This window comes from Microcoleus sp. EPA2 (assembly GCA_020882975.1).
Lineage (GTDB): Bacteria > Cyanobacteriota > Cyanobacteriia > Cyanobacteriales > Microcoleaceae > Microcoleus.
Genome location: JAHRFD010000011.1, coordinates 125,822 through 150,957, shown reverse-complemented (window position 1 = coordinate 150,957; position 25,136 = coordinate 125,822). Strand labels below are relative to the sequence as shown.

Sequence of the window (25,136 nt, the reverse complement as noted above, 5' to 3'; positions counted from 1 at the left end):
GCTAGCTTTGGTACTGCTGCGGTGAGTTTGGGCACCTCGGACTTTGTGTTTACAGGCTCCCTAGGCTCTGCTCCCACTCCACCACCTAATAACAGTATTGTTGACTTGACTGCTGCTGGAAATACTTACCCCAGTGGCTTGAACAATTTCGGTTCCGGCGCCGGCGGTTACAACTTTAGCGGGCCTGTCTTATTTACAGGCAATGAGAGTGCTAACACCGTGATTGGTACTCCGTTTGCGGACATCATCACAGGTGGTTCTGGTGTTGATATTCTCACTGGTGGTTCTGGTGCGGATCTGTTTGTTTACAAGGCTCCTGGTGAAGGCGGTGATACGATTACTGACTTTACTGCTGGAGTTGACAAATTGCAGTTCGTCAGTGGCGCTTTCGGCAATTTGACTACCACTAACTTTGATGCTGTTAGCGGTAGTGCTCCTGATGTGACTGGCAAAGAGTTGGTGATTTTCACCGGCGGTACTTATGTCAGTTTAGAAGCTGCTCAAACTAAGGCTCTAGGGACTTCCACCACTCCTGGCTTCTTCGTATTTACCAATGCAGCCAACGAGACTGTATTGGTGTTTGACTCCAACGGTACTGCACCGAGTGGTTCTACCACGGTGGCTAGCTTTGGTACTGCTGCGGTGAGTTTGGGCACCTCGGACTTTGTGTTTACAGGCTCCCTAGGCTCTGCTCCCACTCCACCACCTAATAACAGTATTGTTGACTTGACTGCTGCTGGAAATACTTTCCCGGTTGCTATTAACAACTTCGGTTCCGGCGCGGGCGGTTACAACTTTACCACCCCTGTATTGTTTACAGGCAATAGTGCTGTTAATAACGTCACCGGTACGGACTTTGCTGACATTTTGAACGGCGGTTCTGGTGCTGATATTTTCAATGGTGGTTTGGGTAACGATAGTCTCTCCGGGGATGATGGTAACGACAGTCTCTTCGGTGGCCCTGGTAACGATACCATCAATGGTGGTGCCGGAAATGACACTTTAATCGGCGGTTTGGGAACTAATGTTCTCAACGGCGGTGCTGGTTTGGATGTGTTTGTGTTCACTGGAACTTCTGTTGGTGGCGGGGATTTAATTACCAATTACAGCACTGCTGATGATGTAATTAACCTCGATAAAACTGGTTTTGCTGCCTTTACGACTGGTTCTGGGCCTTTGGGTTCGAGTTTCTACGCTTATAGCAGCACCGTTGCTACTGTAAGTGCGATCGAGTCAACTTTGACTGGCCCGTCGATTATTGCTCTCTACGATGGTGCAGTTACTAAACTGTATTACGATAGCAATGGTTCTACGGTTGGTGGCAACAGTTTGTTTGCAACTGTCGATCTCAATTTGGGAGCTTCGGGCAACTCTGAGTTGTTCTTGTTCTAACCCGTTGCTCTAGTATTCCCTTTCTTAAACTGAACGGGAATACTAGACTAAATATTTTAGGTGGCTTAATGCCACCTAAAATTTAAAATATTTTTTTAAGTGGAAGGAACAAGTCACCCCCCCCCCAAGGGGGGAAATTCAGGAAGAAGATCGATGTGAAGAATAGCAAGCCAGTAAGCTTTTGAGCGATTGGGATCTTGCATTTAATTAGGTGGACTTACTTATTATTTGACCGATCGCTTGAAATCGATCGCGCTTTTGAAACTATTTTAAATTTGAGATTTATGTCAGGGGAAACTTAACCGAATACAGCAATGCTGGTACACTAGCAGCTTCTGTGGGTTTAATTCCCTCATCGCAAATTGATAGCTGTTGGTGCCAATGACAAGGGGTTAAAATTGGGTTATGGTGGTGAGCAAGCCTTCCCTACAAGGATCATTGGCATGAAAAAGTTTTTCGTTCTGTGCTTATTTTTTATCGGCCTCGGCTGGGCAATTTCTAGTTTCCCAGGATTGGCGACTCAAGGGACCTATGATTCTATTTTGCTGGATTTCCGCGAAGATGTTGGTGCTGTTGAGATTGTCAAACAAGTAGAGGCGATCGCCAACAAGTACCACGTCAATCCCCAACTCAATAGCGAGTTTTCCCAACAGGATAATGTGTATGTTGTCAAGGGCGATCGCAGTTTGTTAAATGCCCTGAAAAAATCAAATTTGGCTAAAGATACCGAATACATTGAACCAAACTACGTTTACAGCGCTTTCGAGATTCCCAACGACCCCATGTATAACAAACAGTGGAATCTCCGCAGCATCAATGTAGAATCTGCCTGGAACGAAACCAAAGGCAGTGGCACAACAGTAGCGATAATTGATACGGGAATCTCCCCGGTTGCGGACTTAAAAGAAACCAAATTTGTACCGGGCTACGACTTTGTAAACGATCGCGCCGAAGCCTTCGATGACAACGGCCATGGTACTCACGTCGCCGGTACAGTCGCCCAATCAACTAACAACAATTACGGTGTTGCTGGCATTGCTTACGAAGCAGCCTTAATGCCACTAAAAGTGTTGGGTGGTAGTGGTGGCGGTACGGTTGCTGACATCGCTGAAGCCATCAAATTTGCGGCGGATAATGGGGCGGATGTGATTAACATGAGTCTCGGTGGCGGTGGCGAAAGTCAGTTAATGGAAGAGGCGATCGACTACGCCCACAGTAAAGGCGTTGTCGTCATCGCAGCCGCCGGCAATTCCGGCGATAGTTCCGCCTCCTATCCAGCCCGCTATCCCCACGTCATCGGCGTTTCTGCCCTTGGCCCGGACGACGAAAAAGCTTCTTACTCCAATTTCGGCGCGGGAGTTGACATTTCAGCCCCCGGTGGTTCTGAAACTGGGAAAATTCTCCAAAGTACGATCGACCCAGAAACCGGTGCAGAAATTTTTGAAGGCTACCAAGGTACAAGCATGGCATCTCCCCACGTTGCCGCCGTTGCAGCCCTGATCAAAGCCTCCGGCATCAAAGAACCAGACCAAATTCGCGGCATACTTTTGCAATCGGCGCGAGTTGTGGGGGAAGACCCCCTCAACCATTTTGGTGCGGGAAACCTCGATGCTGGCGCGGCTGTTCAGCTAGCCCACAAAGGTCAAATCAACTTCCGCGATTTCTTCCGCTGGTTGTATGACAATGGCTATCTCAGTCCCCATTTCTGGATCGATGGCGGTGCTGTGGCGCTGTTACCTAAGATTGCAATGGTGCTCGGTTCCTATCTGCTGGCTTTCTTGTTGCGGAACTATTTCCCTTTCCAGTGGACTTGGGGTTTTTCTGGCGGTTTGATGGCTGGTAGTTCTGGGTTCTTTTTCCTCAGAAATTTGTTTGTATTTGACCTACCACAGTGGCCGCTGCGGGTGATGGGCAGTTCTATTCCCGAACTTGGTGGCGCAATTAATGGCAGTAGTATCCTGAATCCGATCTTTGCTAGTGTGTTGATTCCGGGGATTTTGATTGTGTTGCTGTTGGGACATTCACAGTGGAAGTGGATTGCGATCGCCACATCGATCGGCTTTGCTAGCAGTTTAGCAGTCAATGCTTTTGTGTCTCCCAGTGTTTGGGGATTGGGAACTGGTTTAGTAGCACAAACATTTTTAATTGTCAATGCTTTTCTATGTTTCGGGCTAGCACGTTTAGCAATTAAAACAGAGGTTCAGTCAGCATGAGTATTACAGTCAAGGGTGTAATTGAACGCCAAGGCTTGGGACCAGGTACTTGGGCCTTGGTGGGCGAAGATGGGGAAACTTATGAACTTAAGGATGCTGCTTCTGAACTGAAAAAAGAGGGTTTGAAAGTCCGTGTCAAAGGTTTGGTGCGTAAGGACATTATGACTTTTGCGATGATCGGGCCGGTGCTTGAGGTGCAGTCTTTTGAAGTGCTTTAGGCTAAATGATTCCTTCGATCGCAAACAGTCCTGGACGCAAAAAACCCGGTTTCTTTGAAAAATCGTCTTGGCTGTCCTAGACAAAAAAAACCCCGGCCAAATTTGGCTGGGGTTATTAATCAGGGTGCATCTACTAATCGAGTTTCCGCTATGTTTAGACCTCTTTCAGGATGAATTGGATTTTTTTTACCGCAGAAGGGCGCGGAGGTTTGGCGCTGTGGCTTTAGTAAACAAAAAAAACCCGGCCAAATTTGGTCGGGAGTTAATTAATCAGGGTGCATCTACTAATCTAGTCTCCGCTATGTTCAGACCTCTTTCAGGATGAATTGGATTTTTTTTACCGCAGAAGGACGCGGAGGTTTGGCGCTGTGGCTTTAGTAAACAAAAAAAACCCGGCCAAATTTGGTCGGGAGTTAATTAATCAGGGTGCATCTACTAATCTAGTCTCCGCTATGTTCAGACCTCTTTCAGGATGAATTGGATTTTTTTTACCGCAGAAGGACGCGGAGGTTTGGCGCTGTGGCTTTAGTAAACAAAAAAAACCCGGCCAAATTTGGTGGGGAGTTATATTATCGTTTCCGGTTGTATGGGAATGATTGAACCACAGAGAACACAGAGGACACAGAGAAAGAGTAGAGAGAAATCATAATTCTGAGGTCAACGGATTTGATATTAGTAGACAAAAAAAACCCCGGCCAAATTTGGCTGGGGTTATTAATCAGGGTGCATCTTTATTTACTTTTCATGGGCTGGAGGGATGTTCAGGATGAATTTGATTTTTTGACCGCAGAGGGACGGATATGTTGGGCGCTGTGGCTGTCATAGACAAAAAACCCGGCCATGTTTGGTCGGGAGTTATCAATCAATCAGGGTGCATCTACCAATCTACTTTCCCAGGGATGTTATCTAGATCCGGAAAATCCTCAGTTAAAAATCCAAACTATTTTCGGTGAACTAGGGTTGCAGTGGCTTGGTCTGTGGGAACTAGCAAAATTTCGCTAATATTAACGTGGGGCGATCGCGTTGCACAAAAATACACGACATCGGCTACATCATCACCAGTCAGGGGTGTTAATCCTTGGTAGACATTTTTGGCTTTTTCTGCGTCGCCGTGAAACCTGACATTGCTAAATTCTGTTTCCACTAAACCTGGTTCTATCTGTGTTACTCGGACTGGTGTTCCTAACAGGTCTTGTTTTAACCCTTCGGAAATTGCTTTTACCGCCGCTTTGGTAGCACAATAAACATTGCCTTTTGGGTAGGTTTCGCGACCTGCAATGGAACCAATATTGATTACGTGACCGCGATTTCGATTTACCATTCCGGGTACGATGTAGCGAGTCATGTAAAGCAAGCCTTTTACATTGGTATCAATCATTTCTTCCCAGTCTTGAAAGTTCCCTTCGTGTAGTTTGTCTAAGCCTCTACTTAACCCGGCATTGTTAATCAGAATATCGATCGCTTTCCAAGCTTCGGGTAGTGTATTTACAGCGGATTCGACTTTTGGGCGATCGCGCACGTCTAACTCTAGCAAATAAATTTGGTTTGCCGATGCTATTAATCCGGTTTCTACCAGTTCCTTTGCCAGTCGATCGAGCTTGTCGATGCGCCGCGCTGCTAAAATTAGTTTAGCGCCACCCCTAGCAAATATCTTGGCACAGGCTGCTCCGATACCGCTACTGGCACCAGTAATTAAAACAATTTGATTTTGGACAGAAATCATTTTTTTTATTAGTTATTAGTTATTAGTTATTAGTTATTAGTTGTTAGTTTTTGGTTTTTCCCAATAACCTGTTACCAATAACTAATAACATATTTATTTGACTACTCGCAAGCGCACAGTGACTGTGGTTATACCACCTTGTCGCATCAATACTGCTGAAACTAAGCGATTTCCAGGTGTGGCTGGAGCTTTACCTACTTTAAAAATTCCCCCGGAATTTAACAACTCTAAATCGATTTGTGGGGACTCGATCGATTTTTGCTCGCCGACTGGTGCTTCCACCACAGTTCCTATTAAAATGTCATCCCCGATCGGCTCTCGAACAATTGCATCAAAGTGGTAGTCTTCACCCACCTTAACTTGCTCTGGCAAGTTCACTTGAATCGTGGGAGGATTTTTGCCAGAACTAAGCTGAGTTTGTTCTGCTAAAATCTCTTGTTTGACTATTTTTTGATCTTCAAAGTGTTGCTGAGAACGAATAGTAGCTTTGAGGGTTAAGTCTCTGCCGTCTTTTTTCTGAGTGCCGGCGATTGTAGTCACGGTTTCAGCAACAATCGCACTGCCTTCGGCTTTCCAAGATTTGAGCTCTGTGCGGTAATTTAAACTGGGATAGCGCTGCCAAAGTTGAGTTAATGCTGTTTCCATCTTCTGACTGTTAAATCCGTCAGAATGAGTGAAATTTTGACCATAAAATGCCATTACTGCTTTGACATCGCGACGATTTGCCGCTGCGTCAATTTCGGTTAGCAGTTTTGTCAATTCAGCCGGTGCCGCTGTAGGGGTTTGAGCTTGTACTCTGGGATTCGCCTCCCGCACTCCTTGGGCTCTGGCCTGGGCAGGATGCACTATGCTACTACTGAGAACTGTCAAACATATCAACAAAGGGGCGATCGACCCTTCGACTACATTCCGGGCAGCCGACAGGCGGATGTACCGGCGATCGGCTTTTTTGCGCCGATGGCCGATCCAATACTGAGATACACTTGGCACTAAATTAAAAAAATTACGCATTAGATGATAATTTGGTTATTTGTCAGGGGTCGCGAAGCGGACAATGGTTCGCCTGCAACGAAGACTGACAACTGAGCGGAACACGGCACTATCTAATTTTAGATGGCTGATGGGAAATTGGCTGAAACTGCCGGAAAAATCAGCATAATAATCTAAAACCTTAAACCCAAAATCGATCGAGCTGTGGAACTTGTAACCGAGACAAATACCTTGACTAAATCTCCTATCCGGTTGTTGATTGCAGCTAGTGGCACAGGAGGACATTTATTTCCGGCGATCGCCACCGCTCAACAGTTGCATGACTGTCACATCGAATGGCTGGGAGTTCCCGACCGCATGGAGACTCAGTTAGTCCCCTCCCTTTACCCCCTCCACACCATCGCCGTTGAAGGCTTTCAGCAGCGATTGGGACTCGGTACAGTGAGAATTTTAGGTGGTCTCGCCAGCTCGATTCTCCAAGTGCGCCGATTGCTCAAACAGGGAAATTTTCAGGGAGTATTTACTACCGGAGGTTACATCGCAGCACCGGCAATTTTGGCCGCTCGCTCTTTGGGTTTGCCGGTAATTCTTCACGAATCTAATGTTTTTCCGGGTAAGGTGACTCGTTGGTTTAGTCCTATTTGCAGTGCAGTGGCGATCGGGTTTGAGGCCGCAGCCCAGTATTTACCCCGCGCCAAAACAGTGTTTGCTGGTACGCCCGTGCGATCGCAATTCCTGACTCGCGAACCTCTCAATTTACCCATTCCTGACAAGGTACCTGTAATTTTAGTCATGGGTGGCTCTCAAGGTGCTGTCGCAGTTAATCAGTTAGTGAGACAGTGTGCTCCTGCTTGGTTTGAGGCTGGTGCTTGGGTGGTTCACCTCACCGGAAATAATGACCCGGATGCTGAAAGTTTGCAGCACGCACAATATATATCGATGCCATTTTATGATAATGTAGCTGGTTTATTGCAGCGGGCAAATTTAGCAATTAGTCGATCGGGTGCTAGTGCGATGACAGAATTAGCAGTGACGGGAATGCCTGCTATTTTAATTCCTTTTCCTTTCGCTGCTGACAACCACCAAAGTTTTAATGCTGAAGTATTTGCCGCTTCGGGAGCGGCCTTGGTATTTCGTCAAAGTGAATTAACTGCTGATATTTTGCAAACTAAAGTTTTACATTTACTTAGCGACACTCAATATTTGACAAAAATGTCCCAGGCTGCTGCTCAATTAGCTGTGACAGACAGTGCAGAGCGTTTGGCTAATTTGGTTAGGGAATTGGTAGCTAACTAAAATCCGGCTAAATCTCAATTGCATCTTTGAGTTGGTTTTCAAAACTTTACCTATAATTGGTAAACTGCAAAGCTACTGGGTAATCTTCTTGCTTCAATCGTTGAATTACCAACTGCAAATCATCTTTATCCTTGGCAGAAACCCGCACCGCGTCACCTTGAATCGAGCCTTGAATTTTTTTAAATTCATCTCGAATTAATTTAGTAATTTTTTTGGCAATTTCCTGGTCAATACCTTTTTTGAGTTTAATTTCTTGGCGCACCCGACTGCCACTAGCAGCTTCAATTTTGCCATAATCAAAAATTTTCAGAGACAAATTGCGTTTGGCAGCTTTTGTTTGCAAAACAGTGTGAATTGCATCCAATGTGAATTCACTGTCCGTATTGATAATAATGGATTCAGCACCAAGTTCCACCGTGGTTTTGGTGTCTTTCAGGTCGTAGCGACTTTGAATTTCTCGTGTTGTTTGGTCAACAGCATTAACTAATTCTTGACGGTCGAAGTCGCTCACAATATCAAAGGAATAACTGGCGGCCATAAAGTGATAGTGGGGAATGGGGAATGGGGAATTGGGAATTGGGAATTGGGGAATTGGGGAATTGGGGAATTGGGAATTGGGAATTGGGGAATTGGGGAATTGGGGAATTGGTCTGCCCCCCAAGGGGGGAGGGAATTGGGAGATTGGCGATTGGAATTAATACAAATAACCAATAACCAACAACCAATCACCAATCACCAATCACCAATCACCAATCACCAACAACCAATAAGCAACAACTAATCACCAATAAGAATTAGTTATTAACAGCCATCAAACTGAAATAAAATAGAGTGACAGTGCAAGAAGAACTAATGGCAAACATGAGCGATCGCCCCAGTGGTACATTCAGGATATAGAAAACGGAAAACAACAACCGGGCGATCGTAAAAGCGATCGCAGCCCAACCAGCCACTTCCGAATTTACCCCAGTCACAAAAGCCATCAAAGCTGCCGCTGAAAACAGCATAAACGTCTCAAAGGAATTTTGGTGAGCCCAAGTAGCCCGTTGAGCGTAAGCAGGTAATTTATCAAACATAGCGCGGGGCGCGGCTTGATCGTAGCCTAGCTGCAAGCGGGCGTAGGCAACCACTAAAAACGGGGCGTACACCAGGGCGGCAGCAGCAACAATACAATCAAGCAGAATAACCGAAACAGGTAATCCCAATAGCATTATCCGCCTCGTATTTCAATCAAAATAGAATAGAGTAACGACCTTGCGCTGTTCCTCTGCATCCTGACAAGTTTTCAGCAAAGTGTGACTTTCGTGAAAAGCAAAACAGAGCAGTTGCTGACACCGAGAAATAATCTCCTGATTGCACAGGGCGCTTGCTTCTGGGAGAGACAAACTGTCATTTTTGGGATTTTCTACCAAATGTATCACTTGTTCTAGCTGCTCGCGAGACTCTCGTGGCTGGCGGCTCATGCTTTGTGGCAAAATCACCGTCAGCAGATTGGGATCTGCTCGCATCGCCCCGCGAATTGCGGCTGAATTGGTGCCTGTAGCGCCAGAAGTTATGAGCTGATTACCAGACAAAACTAAGGCGTAGCTCAGCATCTCAATTAGCTGCTGGTGGGTAATTGGAACATGGCGAGAACCCAAAAGAGCAAGCCGCTTGGAGCTTGTTTGCTGGATTGCCGCAAGTTCTTGTAAAAAATCATCAACTCTGGGTAGCTCAATTGATTGACTCAAAGAATTTATTAAATTAAATAAAACTACGTTGTGGATTCTAGCAGACGGAATAGCTATTGCAGCCAAAAAGAAGTTAAGAATTACAGATTTACCCGATCGCACTGGAGGAGGAATAAATCCTCTCATCACAAATATACCACCCGGAACTAGCAAAAAGCCACAAGGAAGAAGGTCAATGCCATAAAATCAATGGTTTGGGGGACTAAAAACTTCTTGAGTCCAGAATTTTGCTATTGGCCGGCAGAATGATGAATTTTACCACTGCTATGGTTTCCGGTGGCATCGGAACGATCGAACAGTTAGCTGTTAACAGTCAACGATCGTCTGAATCAAAAGCAGAAGGTAGGAAGAATCAAAAAAGGAGACTTCCTTTTTGATTCTGGCTACTTATTTTTTCCTTAGATAGGAATTTAATCACCCAGGGTTAGGGAAGCCATCACTGCGTTAATGTCAAAATGCTCTGCCATTAGTTGAGTAACGCATTCCACCTTAATGGTTTCGTGCAGGCGCACGTTGCCAAAGGTGCTGTCGATAATTTCCACAGTGGTTAAGGTATCTAAATCTACAGACAACACTGGAATTTCCATTTCTTCTGCTCTGCCGATGACTAGGGGAGAAGGAGGCAAGTGTCCTGTCAGAATTAAGCACTGAGTCGAGCTTTCCAGAGCTGCTAACTGGATGTCGGTGCGATCGCCCCCTGTCACCACTGCCATATTTCTAGCTTTGCGGAAATACTTGAGAGCGGAACTAACATTCATTGCACCAATTGTCAAGGTTTCGACCATCAAGTCCAAGCGGTCTGGGCGACAGAGTACCTCAGCTTTCAATTGGTGAACCAATTCTTTGACGCTGACACTGCGTAGCAAAGCGCTTCTGGGTAGCATTCCCAACACAGGAATTCCTTTTGCTTCCAGAAAAGGTCGCACAGTGGCGGCGATGGATTCGAGTTTGTCGGAGGGAACGTCGTTGAGGACGACACCTAGCAAACGGGAACCTAAACGTTGCTTAGCTGACAGCAAATCATCTACAAACAGATCGATCGGGCGTGTCACCAGCAGCACAGAGGCATCAACGGCCTGGGCTATTTGAGGCAAAGACAAGTCAAATAGAGTGCCTTCCTCTAAATTAGCAGGACCTTCTAGCAGCACTACATCTGTATTTTGGCATTGGACATATTGTGCTAGAGACTGGCGGTAATCGGTCTGATCTTCTCCTAGCAGTCGCTTGTGAACAGTCTCTTCGTCCAAAGCAAGCAGAGTAGATGGCATTTGGGTATCTTTGAGCTTCAGGGTCTCGATCGCGAAGCGCACGTCTTCCTCTTGGGCACCAGGTTCATCAGAGTTAAAAGAAGTTCCCAGGGGTTTGCCGTAGGCGACGGTCAATCCTTGTTCCCGGAGTCCGAGTGCTATCCCCAGGGCGATAGCGGACTTGCCACTGTAAGCTTTAGTGGAACCGATCAGTAAATATTTAGTCAATTTCGGTAAGCCTTTACTCCTCAATTTGCACCTGTCTATAGCGTTTCTCAAATAGATGAAGTAGGTTAGACTCTTGCGATCGCCAAACCCAACACCTTATTTTAAATGAAGAATTGGGTAACGGGAACCTCAACCCAACCTCTCTATTTTGAACTTCACTGCTTTGAGAACCGTTATATTTCAATAAATTTAGTTTATTCAACAGTATTTCTGCACTGCCACTCAATTTTGCAATAATATTATACTCGATTTATACTTTTAAATCGATAGGTATTATTAGTGATTAATTATTAGTGGGAGCGCGATCGTTCAAACTGATATCTGGTGCTGCCAGCAATAAACTGTTTAGGAGGGGACTGGTAGATCTTGCCTAAACAGATCAATTGTCTGGTGCAGTGGGCTGGCATTTTGATCGCCCAAAGGTTGATTCGATGCCAGCCCGATCGAAGTTCAAGGGCTGTAGATTGAGTTTCGATCGCCAGCGCCGTAGGCGTTGTCTTCTCAACTACCGAGTCGCAAAATTTGAACGAAATCTGAGGGCGCGATCGCGCTTGCTTGCACCCCATTCAAAACGGCTAAGAGTTCCCCAGAGTTGGCAATTCTGATGAATGTAGTGGGACTGGCATCTTGCCCGTTTGTACTGTGGCTAATGCTCAGTTGAGCGAAAGTCAAACCGCCGGCTAAACTTAGCAAATCTTCCCCTTTCCTGAAATCAGAAATGGTATCACTTCCTTGTCCTGATGTCAAGAAAAATAAATCGCGCCCGCTGCCACCGAGCAAAGTATCACTGCCCTCATCGCCAATCAACACGTCGTTGCCAGCACCACCCACCAAGCTGTCACTGTCTTTGCCCCCCAAAATCGTATCGTTGCCAGCATCGCCGTTGATGGTATCGCTCCCTTCATTGCCGAACAGCAGGTCATTGCCTTCCCCGCCACACACTTGGTCTTGACCGCCAACAACCCCGATAGGCAGGGGGCTGCCGATATCCCCATATACCGTGTCATCGCCCTCGCCGCCGCAGATAGAGTCATTGCCTTGGTCGCCCAACAGCGAGTCGCTGCCACTATCGCCTAAAATTACATCGTTCCCTTTGCCACCACGGGCAGTATCGCTCCCCTCACCGCCAGAAAGACTATCAGAGGCATCTTGACCGTAGAGTAAGTCATTTCCTGTGCCACCGAATAACAAGTCGTTTCCGGCGCGATCGCGGTCAGATTGGCTGTTCGTGCCACCGTAAAGAGTATCGTTTCCTTCCTCGCCCTCAAGGGTGTCAGCACCGAGTCCGCCCCAGATGGCGTCGTTATCTTTGCCACCGAAACCAGCGTCGTTGCCCTCACCGCCTAACAGGGTGTCGTAGCCTGCTTGACCGTTGAGGTAGTCGTCACCGGGCCCACCGTCTAGCAAGTCGCGATCGACAGAAGGCCCAACAGGAATGTTGCTGATCAATCCCCCAAAGAGGTTGTCGTTCCCAGCCAAACCCACAAGAACATCGTCTCCAGGCAAACCATTGATGCCGTCACCGCCACTGCCGCCAGTAAGGGTCTCGTTTGTATCTCCACCAACCAGGTTGTTGTCAACAGGATTGAAACCCTGAAGACGCCCGATCTCCGGTAAGGTAATTTGCGCGCAAATGCAATCTGGATCTTCGGTTGGCTGCGGGGTTAGGACAGGAGTTGTTTCCGAGAGGGGGGTTGGGGTTGGTGTCGGCGTCGGTGGGGGTGTCGGTGTCGGCGCAGGAGTTGGTGGGGGTGTCGGCGTCGGCGCAGGAGTTGGTGGGGGTGTCGGCGTCGGTGGCACGATAATTGTGGGCGAAAAATTGATGGCTGGTGTCGGTGTCGGCGGCACGATAATGGTGGGCGAAAAATTGATGACTGGTGTCGGTGTCGGCGGCACGATAATGGTGGGCGAAAAATTGATGACTGGTGTCGGTGTCGGCGGGGCGATGTCGTTGTCGGCGATGGTGACGCTAATGGGCGCGATCGCCACTGGCAAGTATTCGGTAGCGCTGTCGGGGGCGACGCTGGAAAAAATCAACCCGGTGTGGGTTCCTTCCACTATGGTGTCGTCGGTAGCTTTGACGGTGACAGTTTGGGCTGCATTCCAGTTAGCCGGAGTGAAAACCAGAGGCGCGATCGCATCTATTTGACTGCCCACGGCGAAGTTGACGGTGACATTAGCCGTCGGCGCTTTGGTGAGAACCACGCTGTAACTGCCCGTTGCACCGCCTTCTGCGGCATTGGTACTGGTGGGAGTGACGGCAATGCCGGGGGAGTCATTGTCGAGAATCAAGACATCAACTTTGGGGATGCCGATCTTGTTGTAAGCCAGATCGGTGCTGCTAGCGCTGGAAATAATGGTGCTCAGGTGCGTTCCTTCCACAGCCGAGTCGTCCACTGCTTTGACTGTGGCGGTTTGAGGCAGGTTCCAGTTAGCGCTAGTGAAGGTGAAGGAGGCGATCGCTTCTATTTGACTGTCTGTGGCGAAGCTAACTTTAACATCATTTTTGGGTTGGCTGTTGAGCGCTACTTGATAGGTGTCGGTTGCACCACCTTCGGCAACAATGGTGCTGCCGCCTGTTTGAGTAACAGTGATGCCAGCAGGAGTAGTAGCTGTGTCGTTGTCGGTGATGCTGACACTAACGGGGGCGATCGCCACTGGCAAGTATTCAGCAGCACTGCCTGTGGCCACGCTGTGGCTGATTGTGGCGCTGTGAGCTCCTTCAACAACAGTGTCGTCGGTAGCTGTCACCGTTACTGTTTGCGGCACATTCCAGTTAGCGGGAGTGAAAACCAGAGGCGCGATCGCATTGATTTGACTGCCCGCTGCGAAGTTGACGGTGACATTAGCCGTCGGGGCCTTGGTGAGGACAATGCTGTAACTGCCCGTTGCACCGCCTTCTGCTGCATTGGTGCTATTAGGAGTGACGGCGATGCCGGGGGAGTCGTTGTCGATCAACAATACATCAACTTTGGGAATGCCGATCTTGTTGTAAGCCAGATCTGTACTGCTAGCGCTGGCAGTGATGGTGCTAAGCTGCGTTCCTTCCACAGCCGAGTCGTCCACTGCTTTGACTGTGGCGGTTTGAGGCAGGTTCCAGTTAGCGCTAGTGAAGGTGAAGGAGGCGATCGCTTCGATTTGACTGTCTGTGGCGAAGCTAACTTTAACGTCGCTTCCAGGCTTGGAAGTCAATACCGCACTGTAACTGCCATTGACACCGCCTTCTGCCGCTGTAGTGCTTGTAGGAGAGATTTTTACTCCAGCAGCAGTAGGTGTGTCGTTGTCCACGATCAAAACTGTAACGGGCGCGATCGCCACAGACTTGTATTCCGCAGCACTGCTAGGGTCAATGCTGTGACTGATGCTAGCGCTGTGAGTTCCTTCGACTAAACTGTCGTCGGTAGCTTTCACTGTGACTGTCTGGGGTAGATTCCAGTTGTCTGAGGTGAAGGTAAATGTGGAAATCGAATCGATTTGAAAGCCCGTATTGAAGTTGACCTTAACTGGCGCAGTCGGTTTGCTAGTCAGCGCTACCTTGTAACTGCCTGTGGCCCCGCCTTCGGTAGCATTGGTGTTTTGAGGAGTAATGGTGACTCCGGCGGTATCGTTGTCAGTAATTTGGGCAATCACCGAGGCCGTAGCAATCAGGTTGTATTTCGCGTCTGTACTGGTGACTTTGTGGGCGATCGTACTGGTGTGCGCGCCTTGGTCTACAGTATCGTCCACGGCTTGCACAGTGACCAGTTGAGGCACGTTCCAGTTGTCAGGAGTAAATTTCAGGGCGATCGGGTTTCCGCCTCCTGCCCCTACATCGCTTTGGCTGTCTGGGGAGGCGGTGACAGTAACATCGGCCGTTGGCTGGCTGGTTAACACCGCCGTATAGTTATCGCTAGCTCCGCCTTCGCCGATTTTAGTGGTGCCGCCAGTTTCGGTAATTTTTACCTGTGGAGTGTCGTTGTCTGTGATGTTAGCTGTGAGGGTAGCAATAGCAGTACCGTCTATTCTGAGGGGTGGGGTGCTGCCGTCGTAGTTGGGATCGGCACTGCTGGCTGTGTGGAGAATCGTGCTGGTGTGGGGGTTCGCTTCAGTGACATCATCGTCCACTGCCTTGACAGTGACGGTTTGCGGGACATTCCAGTTGGCGGGGGTGAAGTTGAGGGCGATCGGGTTTCCCCCACCAGTCCCCAAATCTGTCTGCTTGTCCGGTTTAACAGTCAGAATTACTAGGCTTGTCGGCTGGCTGTTAAGTACCGCTGTGTAGGTGTCTGTGGTGCCACTTTCGGTGACAGCCGTGTTGCCACCGCTTGAGGTAATGGTAATCCCTGTGGTGTCGTTGTCGGTAATATTTAAGGTCGCAGTATTCTGGGTGATGCCGATCCTGGCATTGGCGGGATTTGTTAATGTCAGGGTGAGATTTTCTGTCGGTTCGACTAAGCTGTCATCGTTGATGGGAACGATAAGTTCGGCAGTAGTTTGATTGGGGGCAAAGTTGACGGTTTGGGTGGTGAATACAAAATCTACTCCCAATCCCAAGGTAGCTCCGCCTGTGGCGCTGCCGTTAGTTAATTTTACGTCGATCTTGGAAGTGCCGTTAGTAATTCCTGTGCGGTTGATGGTAACTGCTGCCCCGATTACTTTTCCATCTTCCTTGACTTGATATGTAGGCTGGGAGAAATTGAAGCTGGGCGGAACGTTCAAGAAAATTGCCGAGTCCTAGGCACTATCGCGAGTGTCGGCGATCGCAATCCTCAGTTTATTCGTGATATTCGGGATCGCGGTTCCTTGAGCGGTTAACAACTTGGTAAAACCGTCAAACTGGGTGTTATGAGGAGTCTTCCCCAAACCAAATGTAGTCGGGTCGTTGTCTATGTAAAATGCTGAGTTTTTGTTTTTATTAATAGTGTTGATGGAAACTGGTTGGTTCGTCCCAGGAATCAAGGGAATGTTGATGCCATTCAGGACAAAGGCAAAGACATCGTTAAACTGGTTAACAAACTCATTGTATTCTTCCGAAGCAAACACGTATTCCAAACTAAACTGACTTTGCTTGGGTATGAATTCAAACTCTAAAATAGCAGCATTTTTTGTTGTTTCAGGAGCAACAAGGGGGTCGAGAGTCACTGGATCGCCGGCACTCGCTAAGCTGGAACTCGTGGTGTCTGAATTATTAGGCCCATTAGCCTTCGCAATCTCTCCGGTGCTGAAAATCACCCCTGCTTCGACATTTATCCCTTCTGATATTCCACCGCCGAAAGTGCCAGCCGCCCGATTGTCACCCGTAAATTTCGCACTGCCCGGAACGACATTGCCTGTATCTCCCACGATAAATTCGGCAAGTTGCTGGGCAGTCAAAGCAGGAGGGTTGAGATTTTTAGTGATCAGAGTCATAATCTACCTCTTTGCAAATATTTGTCGGTTTTAAGTTGATATTTAGTTGGGGAAATTTGTGTTGCAGATCGATCGCACACAAATGTCAGAAATAGGCTTGGGCGCTGTTCGACAACAAATACAGCAGTTTTTACATGAAATAATCGAACAACTCACTTACTATTGCAGGTTTGTCAAATAGGAATGGCGCACCAGTAGTGTAAAGTCGATGTGGTGGTCGATTTACACTACTGATGCGCCAGTTATAGCGCCAGTCTATTGCAGAACTTCGAGAGTAGGGGTGTGGTAAAAATTACTCATCCATGCGCATTAGCTTCCGGTAAAAAACTTTAGAAAAATCGACGGTGCGAGTGCGCTGAAAAATCATTAGTACCTCAATCAAGCAATTCACAAAATCAGAGCTTTGCATAGTTACTTCGTAGCTGAGTTCAGCATTGCCGTCAAACAACACTCGACAGCGGGTCAAATCGATCGGCAGTGATGAAATATTCCAACTAGCTACAAACGGAATCTCCTCGCCACCTTCAATTTTTCTGGCACCTTCCAAGGTTTTGAGCTTGTACAGAGCTATAGCGTAGGGTAAAGACTTGCGCCTCTGCTCTGGAAAAAAAGGTGCATAGACTTTTGATTCTTTTTCATCAGCGGGCTTGAGTTGAGGAATAGACATATTTGTTAAGTAGAATATCGATTGGTCCAAGGCAGAAGGAAAAAGGAAAAATGCTCATTCAGCAAGCTTTTTAGCCATCCGTATCTGAGGTTAAATTAAGTGGATTTACTTAGAAAAAAAATTGGTAGAGCATCAGTGTCAGCAGAGTGGGGCTGAGTTGCTCTCTCCGTCAGCTTTCGACAAAATCCCAGAAACTGATAGAGTAGATACTTATCTCTACTAGGCATCTCTCATAATTCCTGTGGGGTAGGCATCCTGCCAGTCCTTGACAGGCTTTTTGGGAGAAGTCTATTAAATCCAAAACTATTGGTGATTGAATCAAGTAACCTATGCAGGAGAGTTCTTGGCAAGAAAACGACGTTCGCAGCGAGCTTAACTTGGATATCCCTGATTTAGCTCCTGAAGAACACGAGAGTTTGACCTCAAACCCGAAGGTTGGCACGATATTTGCTACAGCCTCCGGTGGCGAAAGGAAGTTTGATGTGGTTTCCACAGATCCAACGGTAGCGCTTAAGTTGCCTAATTCTCCCTCTTTTCCTCAAAAATTATACCAGGGACGCCGGAGGAAAGCTGCTATAGTCCTGACGGTGATTTGGGGCGGAACGATTACTTTGCACTTGGTTTCTTGGGGTGCTTGGGTAGTCTGGGGATTGACGGGACTGCTGTGGATGCAAGCATTTCGATTTTTGTTTGCTTCACCCAAGCCGACAATGCCGCCTCTTTCAGAATCCAATCAAGAGGATTGGCCTTACGTGTCGCTGCTGGTAGCTGCGAAAAATGAAGAAGCGGTAATTGCCAGACTGGTACAGTCCATTGGTAATTTGGATTACCCGATCGACCGTTATGAACTTTGGGCGATCGATGATAATAGCACAGACAGTACGCCTATGGTATTGGAACAGCTAACCAAACAGTACCCGCAACTCAAAGTATGGAGGAGAGGACCCAATGCCAGTGGTGGCAAATCGGGAGCCCTCAATCAAGTTTTACCCCTGACTCGCGGGGAATTTGTGGGGGTATTTGATGCGGACGCGACGGTGACACCAGACTTGCTGCGCTTGGTACTGCCGGTGTTCGATCGAGCTCAAGTTGGAGCTGTGCAAGTCAGAAAATCGATCGCCAATGCTCCCCTAAATTTTTGGACTCGCAGCCAAGAAGCAGAAATGGCGCTGGACAGTTTTTTCCAACAACAACGGATTGCGATCGGTGGTATTGGAGAATTGCGCGGTAACGGTCAATTTATGCGCCGCACAGCCTTGGAAAGCTGCGGAGGTTGGAACGAGGAGACGATTACCGACGATTTGGATTTAACAATCAGGCTGCACTTAGAGCGGTGGGATATTGAATTTTTGGCTGTTCCCCCCGTATCTGAAGAAGGAGTCACCAACGCCCAGGCTCTTTGGCATCAGCGCAATCGCTGGGCAGAAGGTGGCTATCAGCGTTATCTTGACTACTGGCAGCTCATTGTTCGTAACCGCATGGGAACGGGGAAAACTTGGGATTTATTTGGATTTTGGGTATCTCAGTATTTGTTGCCCACAGTAGCTGTACCCGACTTTTTGATGTCGATCGTACTGCGCCGAATGCCGATCGCCAGTCCCCTAACTTTCATGACTATTACCCTGTCTCTGGTGGGAATGTTTGTCGGTTTGCGTCGCACTCGCCAAGAGACCAAATTTGACCTCAAAAGAGTTTTTGCCACCTTGATGCAAACCCTGTTGTCTACTGTATATATGCTTCACTGGCTGCTAGTAGGTGCTGTGACAGCTAGGGTTTCCGTGCGTCCTAAACAGTTAAAATGGGTGAAAACAGTCCATCAAGGCACTGCTAGTAGCAACTAAAACTGGCAAAAAATCATCTAAAATGACCAGGATTAAGGAAAATATCAACAATTAGAATTCTACTCACTAATGATGGTAGAATTTTAAAAGAAAATGTCTTTTATCAAAAAAATACACAAGAGTCGATGGGTAAAAGCAAATAAGTAATCGGTAATACAAAAGTCGTAAATTATAAATATCGCCAAGATTTTTAAATTTGAACTTGACAAAACACCAATTACTATCTATCAATTAGGATTAATTGATAGATTGCGAATTACCAATTGCTTGTTGCCAACTACGAGTCACCAGTTATTGATAATGGATTTGTTAGAGTACCAAGCTAAAGCTTTATTTCGTCAGATGGCAATTCCGGTTCTGCCCTCCCAGCGGATTGACAATCCGGCAGACCTCAAAGGGCTGAAGATTCCCTACCCAGTCGTACTCAAGTCCCAAGTGCGGGCGGGGGGACGGGGTAAGGCCGGTGGGGTGAAGTTTGTGGAAAATACGATCGATGCGGTGGCTGCGGCTCAGACAATTTTTAATTTGCCGATCGAATCGGAGTATCCCGAAGTCCTGCTAGCAGAGGCAAAGTACAACGCAGACCAAGAATTGTACTTGGCTGTATTGCTAGATCCCGTAGCGCGACGCCCCGTACTTCTGGGCTCGCAACAAGGAGGTATGGATGTGGAAGGGTCGATCGAGAAAATGCAGCAAGTTGTTGTAGACCAAGAATTTTCGCCTTTCTACGCGAGGCGATTGATGCTGAAAATGGGATTGCAGGGAGATCTGATTCAATCAGTCAGCACGATTGTGGAAAAAATGTATGGGCTGTTTGTCGCAAAAGATTTAGATTTAGTAGAAATCAATCCTCTCGGCATCAGTCCCAAGGGAGAGGTAATGGCTCTAGACGGTAAAGTCAGTGCCAATAATGATGCCTTGGGACGTCATCCCGACTTGGTGGCACTGGGGGAAAAGAAAGCAGATAGCAAGCTCCCAGGAGACAAGAGACGTCAGGCCGATCGCCGGAGTGCCCACTCGAACTTGCTGCACTCCCCCTTGGAATTGGGAGGGAGTTCTCAATCCCAATTCTCCAATTCTGAATCTTTGAACTTGGTGGAACTAGACGGGAATATTGGGGTGTTGTGCAACGGGGTGGGTTTGACAATGGCGACTTTGGATGCGGTGACTCACGAAGGAGGCAAACCAGCTAATTTTGTGAATCTCGGTTCCCTAGACCGCTACGATGGAACCAAGACCCTGCGCGATCGCTTAGAGTTATCTCTGGAGTTAGTCTCTCAGGATAAAAGCGTGAAGGTGGTGCTGGTGAATATTTTGGCTAGTACCGCAGCCAGCGAGGCGACTATCTCGGCAGTGGTAGGCTATCTGGAACGGAAAGCCCGTGCCAATCGCCAAGTTCAGGTGGTGCTGCTCTTGGTGGCGATCGATCGAGATGGGGTGAAAAAGCGTTTGGGGCAGTTGCCTGTGCAACTAGCGAGCACTTTGGATCAGGCCGTAGCACAAGCTGTGTCTTTAGCTAAATAGCGGGAAGCCCAGACACTATAGAAACCTTCAATCAAGGGCCGATCGACTCCGTAGTTGGGCAAACTTCCTTGCTCCTTCTTCCTTCTTCCTTCTTCCTTCTTCCTTCTTTTCTCCCCTTGGGGGGGTGATATCAATTCCGGTTGTATCGGAATGATTTAACCGCGAAGGCGCTTATGACGCGAAGGAAGAGAAGAGAGAGTTTAATAATTCCGATGAAGAGAGGATTTTATATGACTTCTTCCTTCTTCCTTCTTCCTTCTTCCTTCTTCCTTCTTCCTTCTTCTGCGATATAAAAAATGAATTTAACTCCTGAGAGTAAAGTCCTCATACAAGGCATTACAGAATCTCCCGCGTCAACCCTTGTGGGGCTGATGATGAAAGCCTACGGCACAAATGTAGTGGCTGGTGTCAGTCCCGGTAGGGGCGGGCAGGAGTTGGAGGGAATTCCGGTTTTTGATTTGGTGGAACAAGCTGTGGCGGCGGTGGGGCACATTGATACCACGGTGATTTTGGTGGAACCCTACTGGGTGCTGGATGCGGCCCTGGAAGCGATCGCTGCTGGCATTCGGCAAATCGCGATCGTTACTCCTGGAGTGCCTCCTCTGGATATGGTGCGCTTAGTCAGAAAAGCTGAAGCTATGGAAACTTTGGTGATTGGGCCCAACAGTCCGGGAATTATTGTGCCTGACAAGTTATTGTTGGGAACTCATCCCAAGGAGTTTTACACTCCCGGCCCGGTGGGGATTATCAGCCGCAGCAGCACTTTGACTTACGAGGTGGCTCTAGAACTGACTAATGCGGGGTTGGGACAGTCGATGGCTGTTTGTATTGGCTGTGATGCGATTGTGGGTTCTTCTTTTATGCAGTGGCTGCAAATTTTGGACGAAGATGAGACTACGGAGGCGATCGTGTTGGTGGGGGAAGTTGGTGGCTGGAGCGAACAAGCTGCTGCTTCTTATATCGCTGAGGCGATCGACAAACCCGTGGTGGCTTACCTGGCTGGCCGCTATGCTCCCAAAGGGCCGTCTTTGGGCCACGCCGGCATCCTGATCAGCTCTAGGGCTGCTGCGCGGACTGCCTTTGGGGTGAGTGCAGAAAATAAAATGGCTGCCTTTGAAGAGGCAAATATCCCAGTCGCTTCTCGACCTTCGGAGATACCTAAGTTGATCGATAAATTACTCAAGAAAAATCAAGACGTTTCCTAAATCCGATCGGCTTTCTTCCTGGTTTCTGCATCTATATTTGCTCATAGGTTTGGAAGCTAATATTTGGGTAGCTATGGTTACAAAACCTTGACAAAAGCTCTGTTAACCTGGTAGCAATTAATGATATTGGAAGCTCGCTGCTGTGGGATGTCTTAGTATTTCAATTGTTGAAGGGAATCCGCACCTGCGATCGCTCTTGGGCTGGCATCTACAGCAAGTCGGTCACTGGGTGCATCAATCAGCGGATATCAATCATGCTAGGGAAATATTTTTCAGCCAACAGCCATCCCTAGTAATTCTTGATGCAGAATTGCCAGATGGAGACGGTTTGGAATTTTGCCGATGGCTACAAAAACAGCAGCAGTCGCTGATTTTAATGCTGTCAGCCCGGAATTCTGAAGCGGATATTGTTGAAGGTTTGAAGTCGGGGGCTGACGATTACCTCACCAAACCTTTTGGGATGCAAGAATTTATGGCGCGGGTAGAAGCTTTGATGCGTCGCAACCGCACGATGATACCGCCGGCTACCCTGGAGTGTGGGCTGCTCAAAATTGATTTGGTGCAACGCCGAGTCCGTTTGTACGAACAACATATCGAACTCACTCCCCAGGAATTTAGCCTGTTGTACGTGCTGGCTCAAGCTGGAGGAGTCCCTCTGTCGCGATCGGACTTACTGCGCAGAGCTTGGCCCGATGCTATTGACAACCCGCGCACCATTGACACTCATGTACTGTCTTTGCGCAAAAAAATCGAAATCGATCCGCGACAGCCGAGTCTGATTCAAACTGTGCGGAATGTTGGCTATCGGCTGAATTTGGAATTGTTAAATGCGAATGAATGGAATTCACCGCTATCTAGGGTGGTGATTTCTTAATTTGCTGGCTGATTTGATGTTGGGAATTAATTGGCGATCGCCTCGGTTTTTCCTGAAAGCATGAATAGGATTATTTGGGACAGGGCAATTGTCCGTTAGGAGTTACGTAAACATTGTGATTGAAGTCATTAATGAAACATACGAGCAATCCTTGGCGGTGATTTTTTTTGCCATCATTCCACCGCAATAATTCGGTATTTGCGGTAGTCCGCCTTGGTGCATCGGCAGTTTGTTCTAAGGTGCTTTCCCCTGGATGGAGCGATGATTCTACGCTAATACTTATTTTCTCGACTTCTCCGGTTCGTTTGCCAAATTCATTAACTTTGTGATTATGAAGGACAAAGTTTTTGATATAAATGCGCTGATTGGAAATATTAGTCACCCTTAACATTCCCTGTTTGACTGTTTCTACTCGCAGCAGGTAGGTAGGTGGAATGAAAGCAGCAAGAGATACAGAGCCGATCGCCATTCCTGTCAAAAGTGATAAAATATTTTTCATATAATACTCACAACCAGATTTTGAATAGAAATTTTAATACATTGAGAGTTTGGTTGTAAAGCTGAATTTACGCGCCAGAGCCTTTTTTTCCATCTCCCTGCATCAGTCCCGATCGTCATGTCATTGCCAGGAATGAAGCAATCGCACAGACTAATACCAATTTTAAAAAAGAATACAACAGTAGTCTTGTCCCTCCCCTTGATAAGGGGGGGTTAGGGGGCAGGGCGGTTTCATTCTCTGTAGGGGCCGTGCCCCCAGGGCTGTTTCATTCTCTTGTAGGGGCAGCCCCCCGTGGCTGCCCCAATCTCTGAAATGACGGAAAATGGTTGGTGGGGGGGGTAGGCACGCAGGGCTGTTTCATTCTCTTGTAGGGGCGGTGCCTGTGAGTGCCCGCCCCAATCTCACCAAACACATACAAAATCGTGGACGAAGAGGGTAGGCACGCACCATCCACTACCCCTACAAAATCATCGTTTTCCTGAGAATGAAACAGCCCTGGGTAGGCACGCACCATCCACTACCCCTACAAAGCCCTCGTTTTTTGGAGAATGAAACCGCCCTGCTTCTTAAGGGGGATTTAGGGGGATCGAGACTCAGTTAACAGCGAGATTTCTCAAGATTTTCAGGATTAAGTTGACACCAATGGGCAGTGCCGTCTCCTCCGTTTATATCATTTCAACCAATCACTTTTTTAATCAAATCTAACTTACCCTTATAAGGAGCGTAGCGCCATTTCAAGTCCAGCCAAAAAGACTTTTGCAGCACGCTTTTGTAATGGGAAAAAGTATCAAAACTTGCTTTTCCGTGATAGCTCCCGATGCCGCTTTCTCCAACTCCGCCAAAGGGTAAGGTTGTTACTCCCACTTGCATTACTGTGTCGTTGATACAAACTCCCCCAGAAGAAGTTTCCCGCAGAACTCGTTCTTGTTTCTGCTTATCCTTGGAAAAGAAATATAAAGCTAAAGGTTTGGGGCGGGCGTTGATTTGGGCGATCGCCTCTGATAAATCATCATACTCCAACACTGGTAAAATCGGCCCGAAAATCTCATCTTCCATCACGGGGGAATCCCAGGAAACTTTATCTAAAACCGTCGGTGCAATATATCTATCTTCCGGCTTAACTTCCCCGCCGATGAGAATTTCTCCGTCTTTGACGAAGGCACTCAAACGTTCTAATTGCCGCTGATTGATAATTCTGCAATAGTCTGGACTTGTTTGGGGATCGTTGCCGTATAATTCAAGAATCGATGCTTTGATTGCTGGCATTAAAGCTGGCTTAATTTTGCGATCGACTAACAGGTAATCTGGAGCGATACAGGTTTGACCAGCATTGATGAATTTGCCCCAAGCAATCCGTTTTGCGGTGTGTTCTATCTGCACATCTGAGTCTACAATGCAAGGACTTTTGCCACCTAATTCTAAGGTGACGGGAGTTAGGTGTTTGGCGGCGGCTTCCATCACGACTTTGCCAATTTTTGTACCTCCGGTAAAGAAGATATGGTCGAATTTTTCAGCTAGCAATTGTTGGCTAATTTCCACACCACCTTCGATGGCTGCTATATAAGCTGGATCGAAGGTTTTAGCAATCATGTCAGCAACAACTGCTGAGGTATGTGAGGCGATTTCTGATGGTTTGAGGATAGTACAGTTGCCCGCGGCGATCGCCCCTACTAAGGGTGATATCATTAACTGAAAGGGATAGTTCCAAGGCCCGATGATTAAAACTACGCCTAAAGGTTCGGGAAAAATGCGGGCTGAGGCTGGGAATTGGTCGATCGAAGTTGGCACTTTTCTGGGCTTTACCCAAGATTTCAGATTTTTGATGGCATAATTAACTTCGGCAATGGATGCGATTTCAAAGTAAGCCTCGAATTCCGGCCGATTTAGGTCAGCATGGACAGCATCCACTATTCGTGATTGATTAAGTTGGATGGCGCTTTTAAGTTTATGCAATTGTTCCAGCCGAAAATCCACATCTTTAGTTTTCCCCGTCGCAAAAAATTGTCGCTGTTGCTGGAGCATATCGCTAACTAACATCTTTTGTCCTCCTTGTTTATAAAGTGTTAAAGCATTTCCGAAAATAGGCGATGACAGCTAAAGT

21 protein-coding genes are annotated in these 25,136 nt (G+C 47.5%); 10 read left to right on the top strand and 11 right to left on the bottom strand.

Annotated features, from left to right (window positions below; all coding sequences use genetic code 11):
- From AAFP14_RS12710 to AAFP14_RS12700, 3 genes are all read left to right on the top strand, one after another.
- Positions 1-1,392: calcium-binding protein (locus AAFP14_RS12710; RefSeq protein ID WP_341732616.1), on the top strand; the 1,392-nt coding region annotated here is incomplete at its 5' end.
- A 443-nt stretch (positions 1,393-1,835) separates the two neighbouring features.
- Complete coding sequence (locus AAFP14_RS12705) at positions 1,836-3,605, top strand: S8 family peptidase (protein WP_341732615.1); 1,770 nt, start codon at positions 1,836-1,838, stop codon at positions 3,603-3,605.
- Positions 3,602-3,823 (top strand): hypothetical protein, encoded by a 222-nt coding sequence (locus AAFP14_RS12700; RefSeq protein WP_341732614.1) that lies wholly within the window; start codon positions 3,602-3,604, stop codon positions 3,821-3,823. Before AAFP14_RS12705 ends, AAFP14_RS12700 begins: the two co-directional genes overlap by 4 nt.
- Positions 3,824-4,763: 940 nt before the next feature.
- Here the strand turns inward: AAFP14_RS12700 and AAFP14_RS12695 are convergent.
- Both AAFP14_RS12695 and AAFP14_RS12690 read right to left on the bottom strand, forming a co-directional pair.
- Complete coding sequence (locus tag AAFP14_RS12695; RefSeq protein WP_341732613.1) at positions 4,764-5,546, bottom strand: SDR family oxidoreductase; 783 nt, start codon at positions 5,544-5,546, stop codon at positions 4,764-4,766.
- A gap of 93 nt (positions 5,547-5,639) precedes the next feature.
- On the bottom strand, positions 5,640-6,557 hold the full coding sequence (locus AAFP14_RS12690; protein WP_341732612.1) for a nuclear transport factor 2 family protein: 918 nt from the start codon (positions 6,555-6,557) through the stop codon (positions 5,640-5,642).
- A 210-nt stretch (positions 6,558-6,767) separates the two neighbouring features.
- Between AAFP14_RS12690 and murG the strand changes: the two genes are divergently transcribed.
- Entirely contained in the window at positions 6,768-7,832 is a 1,065-nt protein-coding gene (gene murG, locus AAFP14_RS12685; RefSeq protein ID WP_341732611.1) for an undecaprenyldiphospho-muramoylpentapeptide beta-N-acetylglucosaminyltransferase, read from the top strand.
- 46 nt (positions 7,833-7,878) lie between these two features.
- On the opposite strand, the gene AAFP14_RS12680 is transcribed toward murG, so the two are convergent.
- On the bottom strand, positions 7,879-8,370 hold the full coding sequence (locus AAFP14_RS12680; protein ID WP_341732610.1) for a YajQ family cyclic di-GMP-binding protein: 492 nt from the start codon (positions 8,368-8,370) through the stop codon (positions 7,879-7,881).
- 16 nt (positions 8,371-8,386) lie between these two features.
- On the opposite strand from AAFP14_RS12680, the gene AAFP14_RS12675 reads away from it, so the two are divergent.
- Entirely contained in the window at positions 8,387-8,530 is a 144-nt protein-coding gene (locus AAFP14_RS12675; RefSeq protein WP_341732609.1) for a hypothetical protein, read from the top strand.
- A 96-nt stretch (positions 8,531-8,626) separates the two neighbouring features.
- On the opposite strand, the gene AAFP14_RS12670 is transcribed toward AAFP14_RS12675, so the two are convergent.
- Complete coding sequence (locus tag AAFP14_RS12670) at positions 8,627-9,043, bottom strand: MAPEG family protein (protein WP_341732608.1); 417 nt, start codon at positions 9,041-9,043, stop codon at positions 8,627-8,629.
- Positions 9,044-9,058: 15 nt separating this feature from the next.
- The gene (locus tag AAFP14_RS12665) at positions 9,059-9,562 is read right to left on the bottom strand and encodes a DNA recombination-mediator protein A (protein ID WP_340525435.1); all 504 of its coding nucleotides are present in this window, start codon (positions 9,560-9,562) and stop codon (positions 9,059-9,061) included.
- A gap of 245 nt (positions 9,563-9,807) precedes the next feature.
- Between AAFP14_RS12665 and AAFP14_RS12660 the strand changes: the two genes are divergently transcribed.
- The gene (locus AAFP14_RS12660; protein WP_341732607.1) at positions 9,808-9,939 is read left to right on the top strand and encodes a hypothetical protein; all 132 of its coding nucleotides are present in this window, start codon (positions 9,808-9,810) and stop codon (positions 9,937-9,939) included.
- A gap of 33 nt (positions 9,940-9,972) precedes the next feature.
- On the opposite strand, the gene AAFP14_RS12655 is transcribed toward AAFP14_RS12660, so the two are convergent.
- The 4 genes from AAFP14_RS12655 to ebsA all read right to left on the bottom strand — a co-directional run bounded on the left by AAFP14_RS12655 (position 9,973) and on the right by ebsA (position 17,092).
- The gene (locus AAFP14_RS12655; RefSeq protein ID WP_341732606.1) at positions 9,973-11,061 is read right to left on the bottom strand and encodes a phosphotransacetylase family protein; all 1,089 of its coding nucleotides are present in this window, start codon (positions 11,059-11,061) and stop codon (positions 9,973-9,975) included.
- Between the two features lie 477 nt (positions 11,062-11,538).
- The gene (locus AAFP14_RS12650; RefSeq protein WP_341732605.1) at positions 11,539-15,735 is read right to left on the bottom strand and encodes a Calx-beta domain-containing protein; all 4,197 of its coding nucleotides are present in this window, start codon (positions 15,733-15,735) and stop codon (positions 11,539-11,541) included.
- A 15-nt stretch (positions 15,736-15,750) separates the two neighbouring features.
- Positions 15,751-16,425, bottom strand: a complete 675-nt coding sequence (locus AAFP14_RS12645) for a choice-of-anchor L domain-containing protein (protein WP_341732604.1) — start codon at positions 16,423-16,425, stop codon at positions 15,751-15,753.
- 292 nt (positions 16,426-16,717) lie between these two features.
- A complete protein-coding gene (ebsA, locus tag AAFP14_RS12640; RefSeq protein ID WP_341732603.1) occupies positions 16,718-17,092 on the bottom strand; it encodes a type IV pilus biogenesis protein EbsA in 375 nt (124 codons plus the stop codon).
- Positions 17,093-17,421: 329 nt separating this feature from the next.
- Between ebsA and AAFP14_RS12635 the strand changes: the two genes are divergently transcribed.
- The 4 genes from AAFP14_RS12635 (at position 17,422) to AAFP14_RS12620 (ending at position 22,536) form a co-directional block, all read left to right on the top strand.
- Positions 17,422-18,933 carry a glycosyltransferase family 2 protein gene (locus AAFP14_RS12635; RefSeq protein WP_341732602.1) on the top strand — a complete coding sequence of 504 codons (1,512 nt, stop codon included), beginning with the start codon at positions 17,422-17,424 and terminating at the stop codon, positions 18,931-18,933.
- 300 nt (positions 18,934-19,233) lie between these two features.
- On the top strand, positions 19,234-20,457 hold the full coding sequence (locus AAFP14_RS12630; protein WP_341732601.1) for an ATP-grasp domain-containing protein: 1,224 nt from the start codon (positions 19,234-19,236) through the stop codon (positions 20,455-20,457).
- A gap of 296 nt (positions 20,458-20,753) precedes the next feature.
- Positions 20,754-21,662: a succinate--CoA ligase subunit alpha gene (locus AAFP14_RS12625; RefSeq protein WP_341732600.1), complete on the top strand. Its 909-nt coding sequence runs from the start codon at positions 20,754-20,756 to the stop codon at positions 21,660-21,662.
- Between the two features lie 142 nt (positions 21,663-21,804).
- On the top strand, positions 21,805-22,536 hold the full coding sequence (locus tag AAFP14_RS12620; protein ID WP_341732599.1) for a response regulator transcription factor: 732 nt from the start codon (positions 21,805-21,807) through the stop codon (positions 22,534-22,536).
- A 70-nt stretch (positions 22,537-22,606) separates the two neighbouring features.
- On the opposite strand, the gene AAFP14_RS12615 is transcribed toward AAFP14_RS12620, so the two are convergent.
- Entirely contained in the window at positions 22,607-23,035 is a 429-nt protein-coding gene (locus AAFP14_RS12615) for a hypothetical protein (RefSeq protein ID WP_341732598.1), read from the bottom strand.
- A 675-nt stretch (positions 23,036-23,710) separates the two neighbouring features.
- A complete protein-coding gene (locus tag AAFP14_RS12610; RefSeq protein ID WP_341732597.1) occupies positions 23,711-25,072 on the bottom strand; it encodes an aldehyde dehydrogenase in 1,362 nt (453 codons plus the stop codon).
- Between the last annotated feature and the right edge of the window lie 64 nt (positions 25,073-25,136).

Bases quoted from the DNA above. Each gene is read 5' to 3' on its own strand.
- AAFP14_RS12660 (WP_341732607.1), top strand. From the start codon at position 9,808: ATGATGAATTTTACCACTGCTATGGTTTCCGGTGGCATCGGAACGATC.
- AAFP14_RS12695 (WP_341732613.1), bottom strand. From the start codon at position 5,546: ATGATTTCTGTCCAAAATCAAATTGTTTTAATTACTGGTGCCAGTAGC.
- AAFP14_RS12675 (WP_341732609.1), top strand. From the start codon at position 8,387: ATGGGGAATGGGGAATTGGGAATTGGGAATTGGGGAATTGGGGAATTG.
- AAFP14_RS12610 (WP_341732597.1), bottom strand. From the start codon at position 25,072: ATGTTAGTTAGCGATATGCTCCAGCAACAGCGACAATTTTTTGCGACG.
- AAFP14_RS12645 (WP_341732604.1), bottom strand. From the start codon at position 16,425: ATGACTCTGATCACTAAAAATCTCAACCCTCCTGCTTTGACTGCCCAG.
- AAFP14_RS12705 (WP_341732615.1), top strand. From the start codon at position 1,836: ATGAAAAAGTTTTTCGTTCTGTGCTTATTTTTTATCGGCCTCGGCTGG.
- AAFP14_RS12630 (WP_341732601.1), top strand. From the start codon at position 19,234: ATGGATTTGTTAGAGTACCAAGCTAAAGCTTTATTTCGTCAGATGGCA.
- AAFP14_RS12635 (WP_341732602.1), top strand. From the start codon at position 17,422: ATGCAGGAGAGTTCTTGGCAAGAAAACGACGTTCGCAGCGAGCTTAAC.
- AAFP14_RS12690 (WP_341732612.1), bottom strand. From the start codon at position 6,557: ATGCGTAATTTTTTTAATTTAGTGCCAAGTGTATCTCAGTATTGGATC.
- ebsA (WP_341732603.1), bottom strand. From the start codon at position 17,092: ATGTCTATTCCTCAACTCAAGCCCGCTGATGAAAAAGAATCAAAAGTC.
- AAFP14_RS12700 (WP_341732614.1), top strand. From the start codon at position 3,602: ATGAGTATTACAGTCAAGGGTGTAATTGAACGCCAAGGCTTGGGACCA.
- AAFP14_RS12680 (WP_341732610.1), bottom strand. From the start codon at position 8,370: ATGGCCGCCAGTTATTCCTTTGATATTGTGAGCGACTTCGACCGTCAA.
- AAFP14_RS12670 (WP_341732608.1), bottom strand. From the start codon at position 9,043: ATGCTATTGGGATTACCTGTTTCGGTTATTCTGCTTGATTGTATTGTT.
- AAFP14_RS12615 (WP_341732598.1), bottom strand. From the start codon at position 23,035: ATGAAAAATATTTTATCACTTTTGACAGGAATGGCGATCGGCTCTGTA.
- AAFP14_RS12625 (WP_341732600.1), top strand. From the start codon at position 20,754: ATGAATTTAACTCCTGAGAGTAAAGTCCTCATACAAGGCATTACAGAA.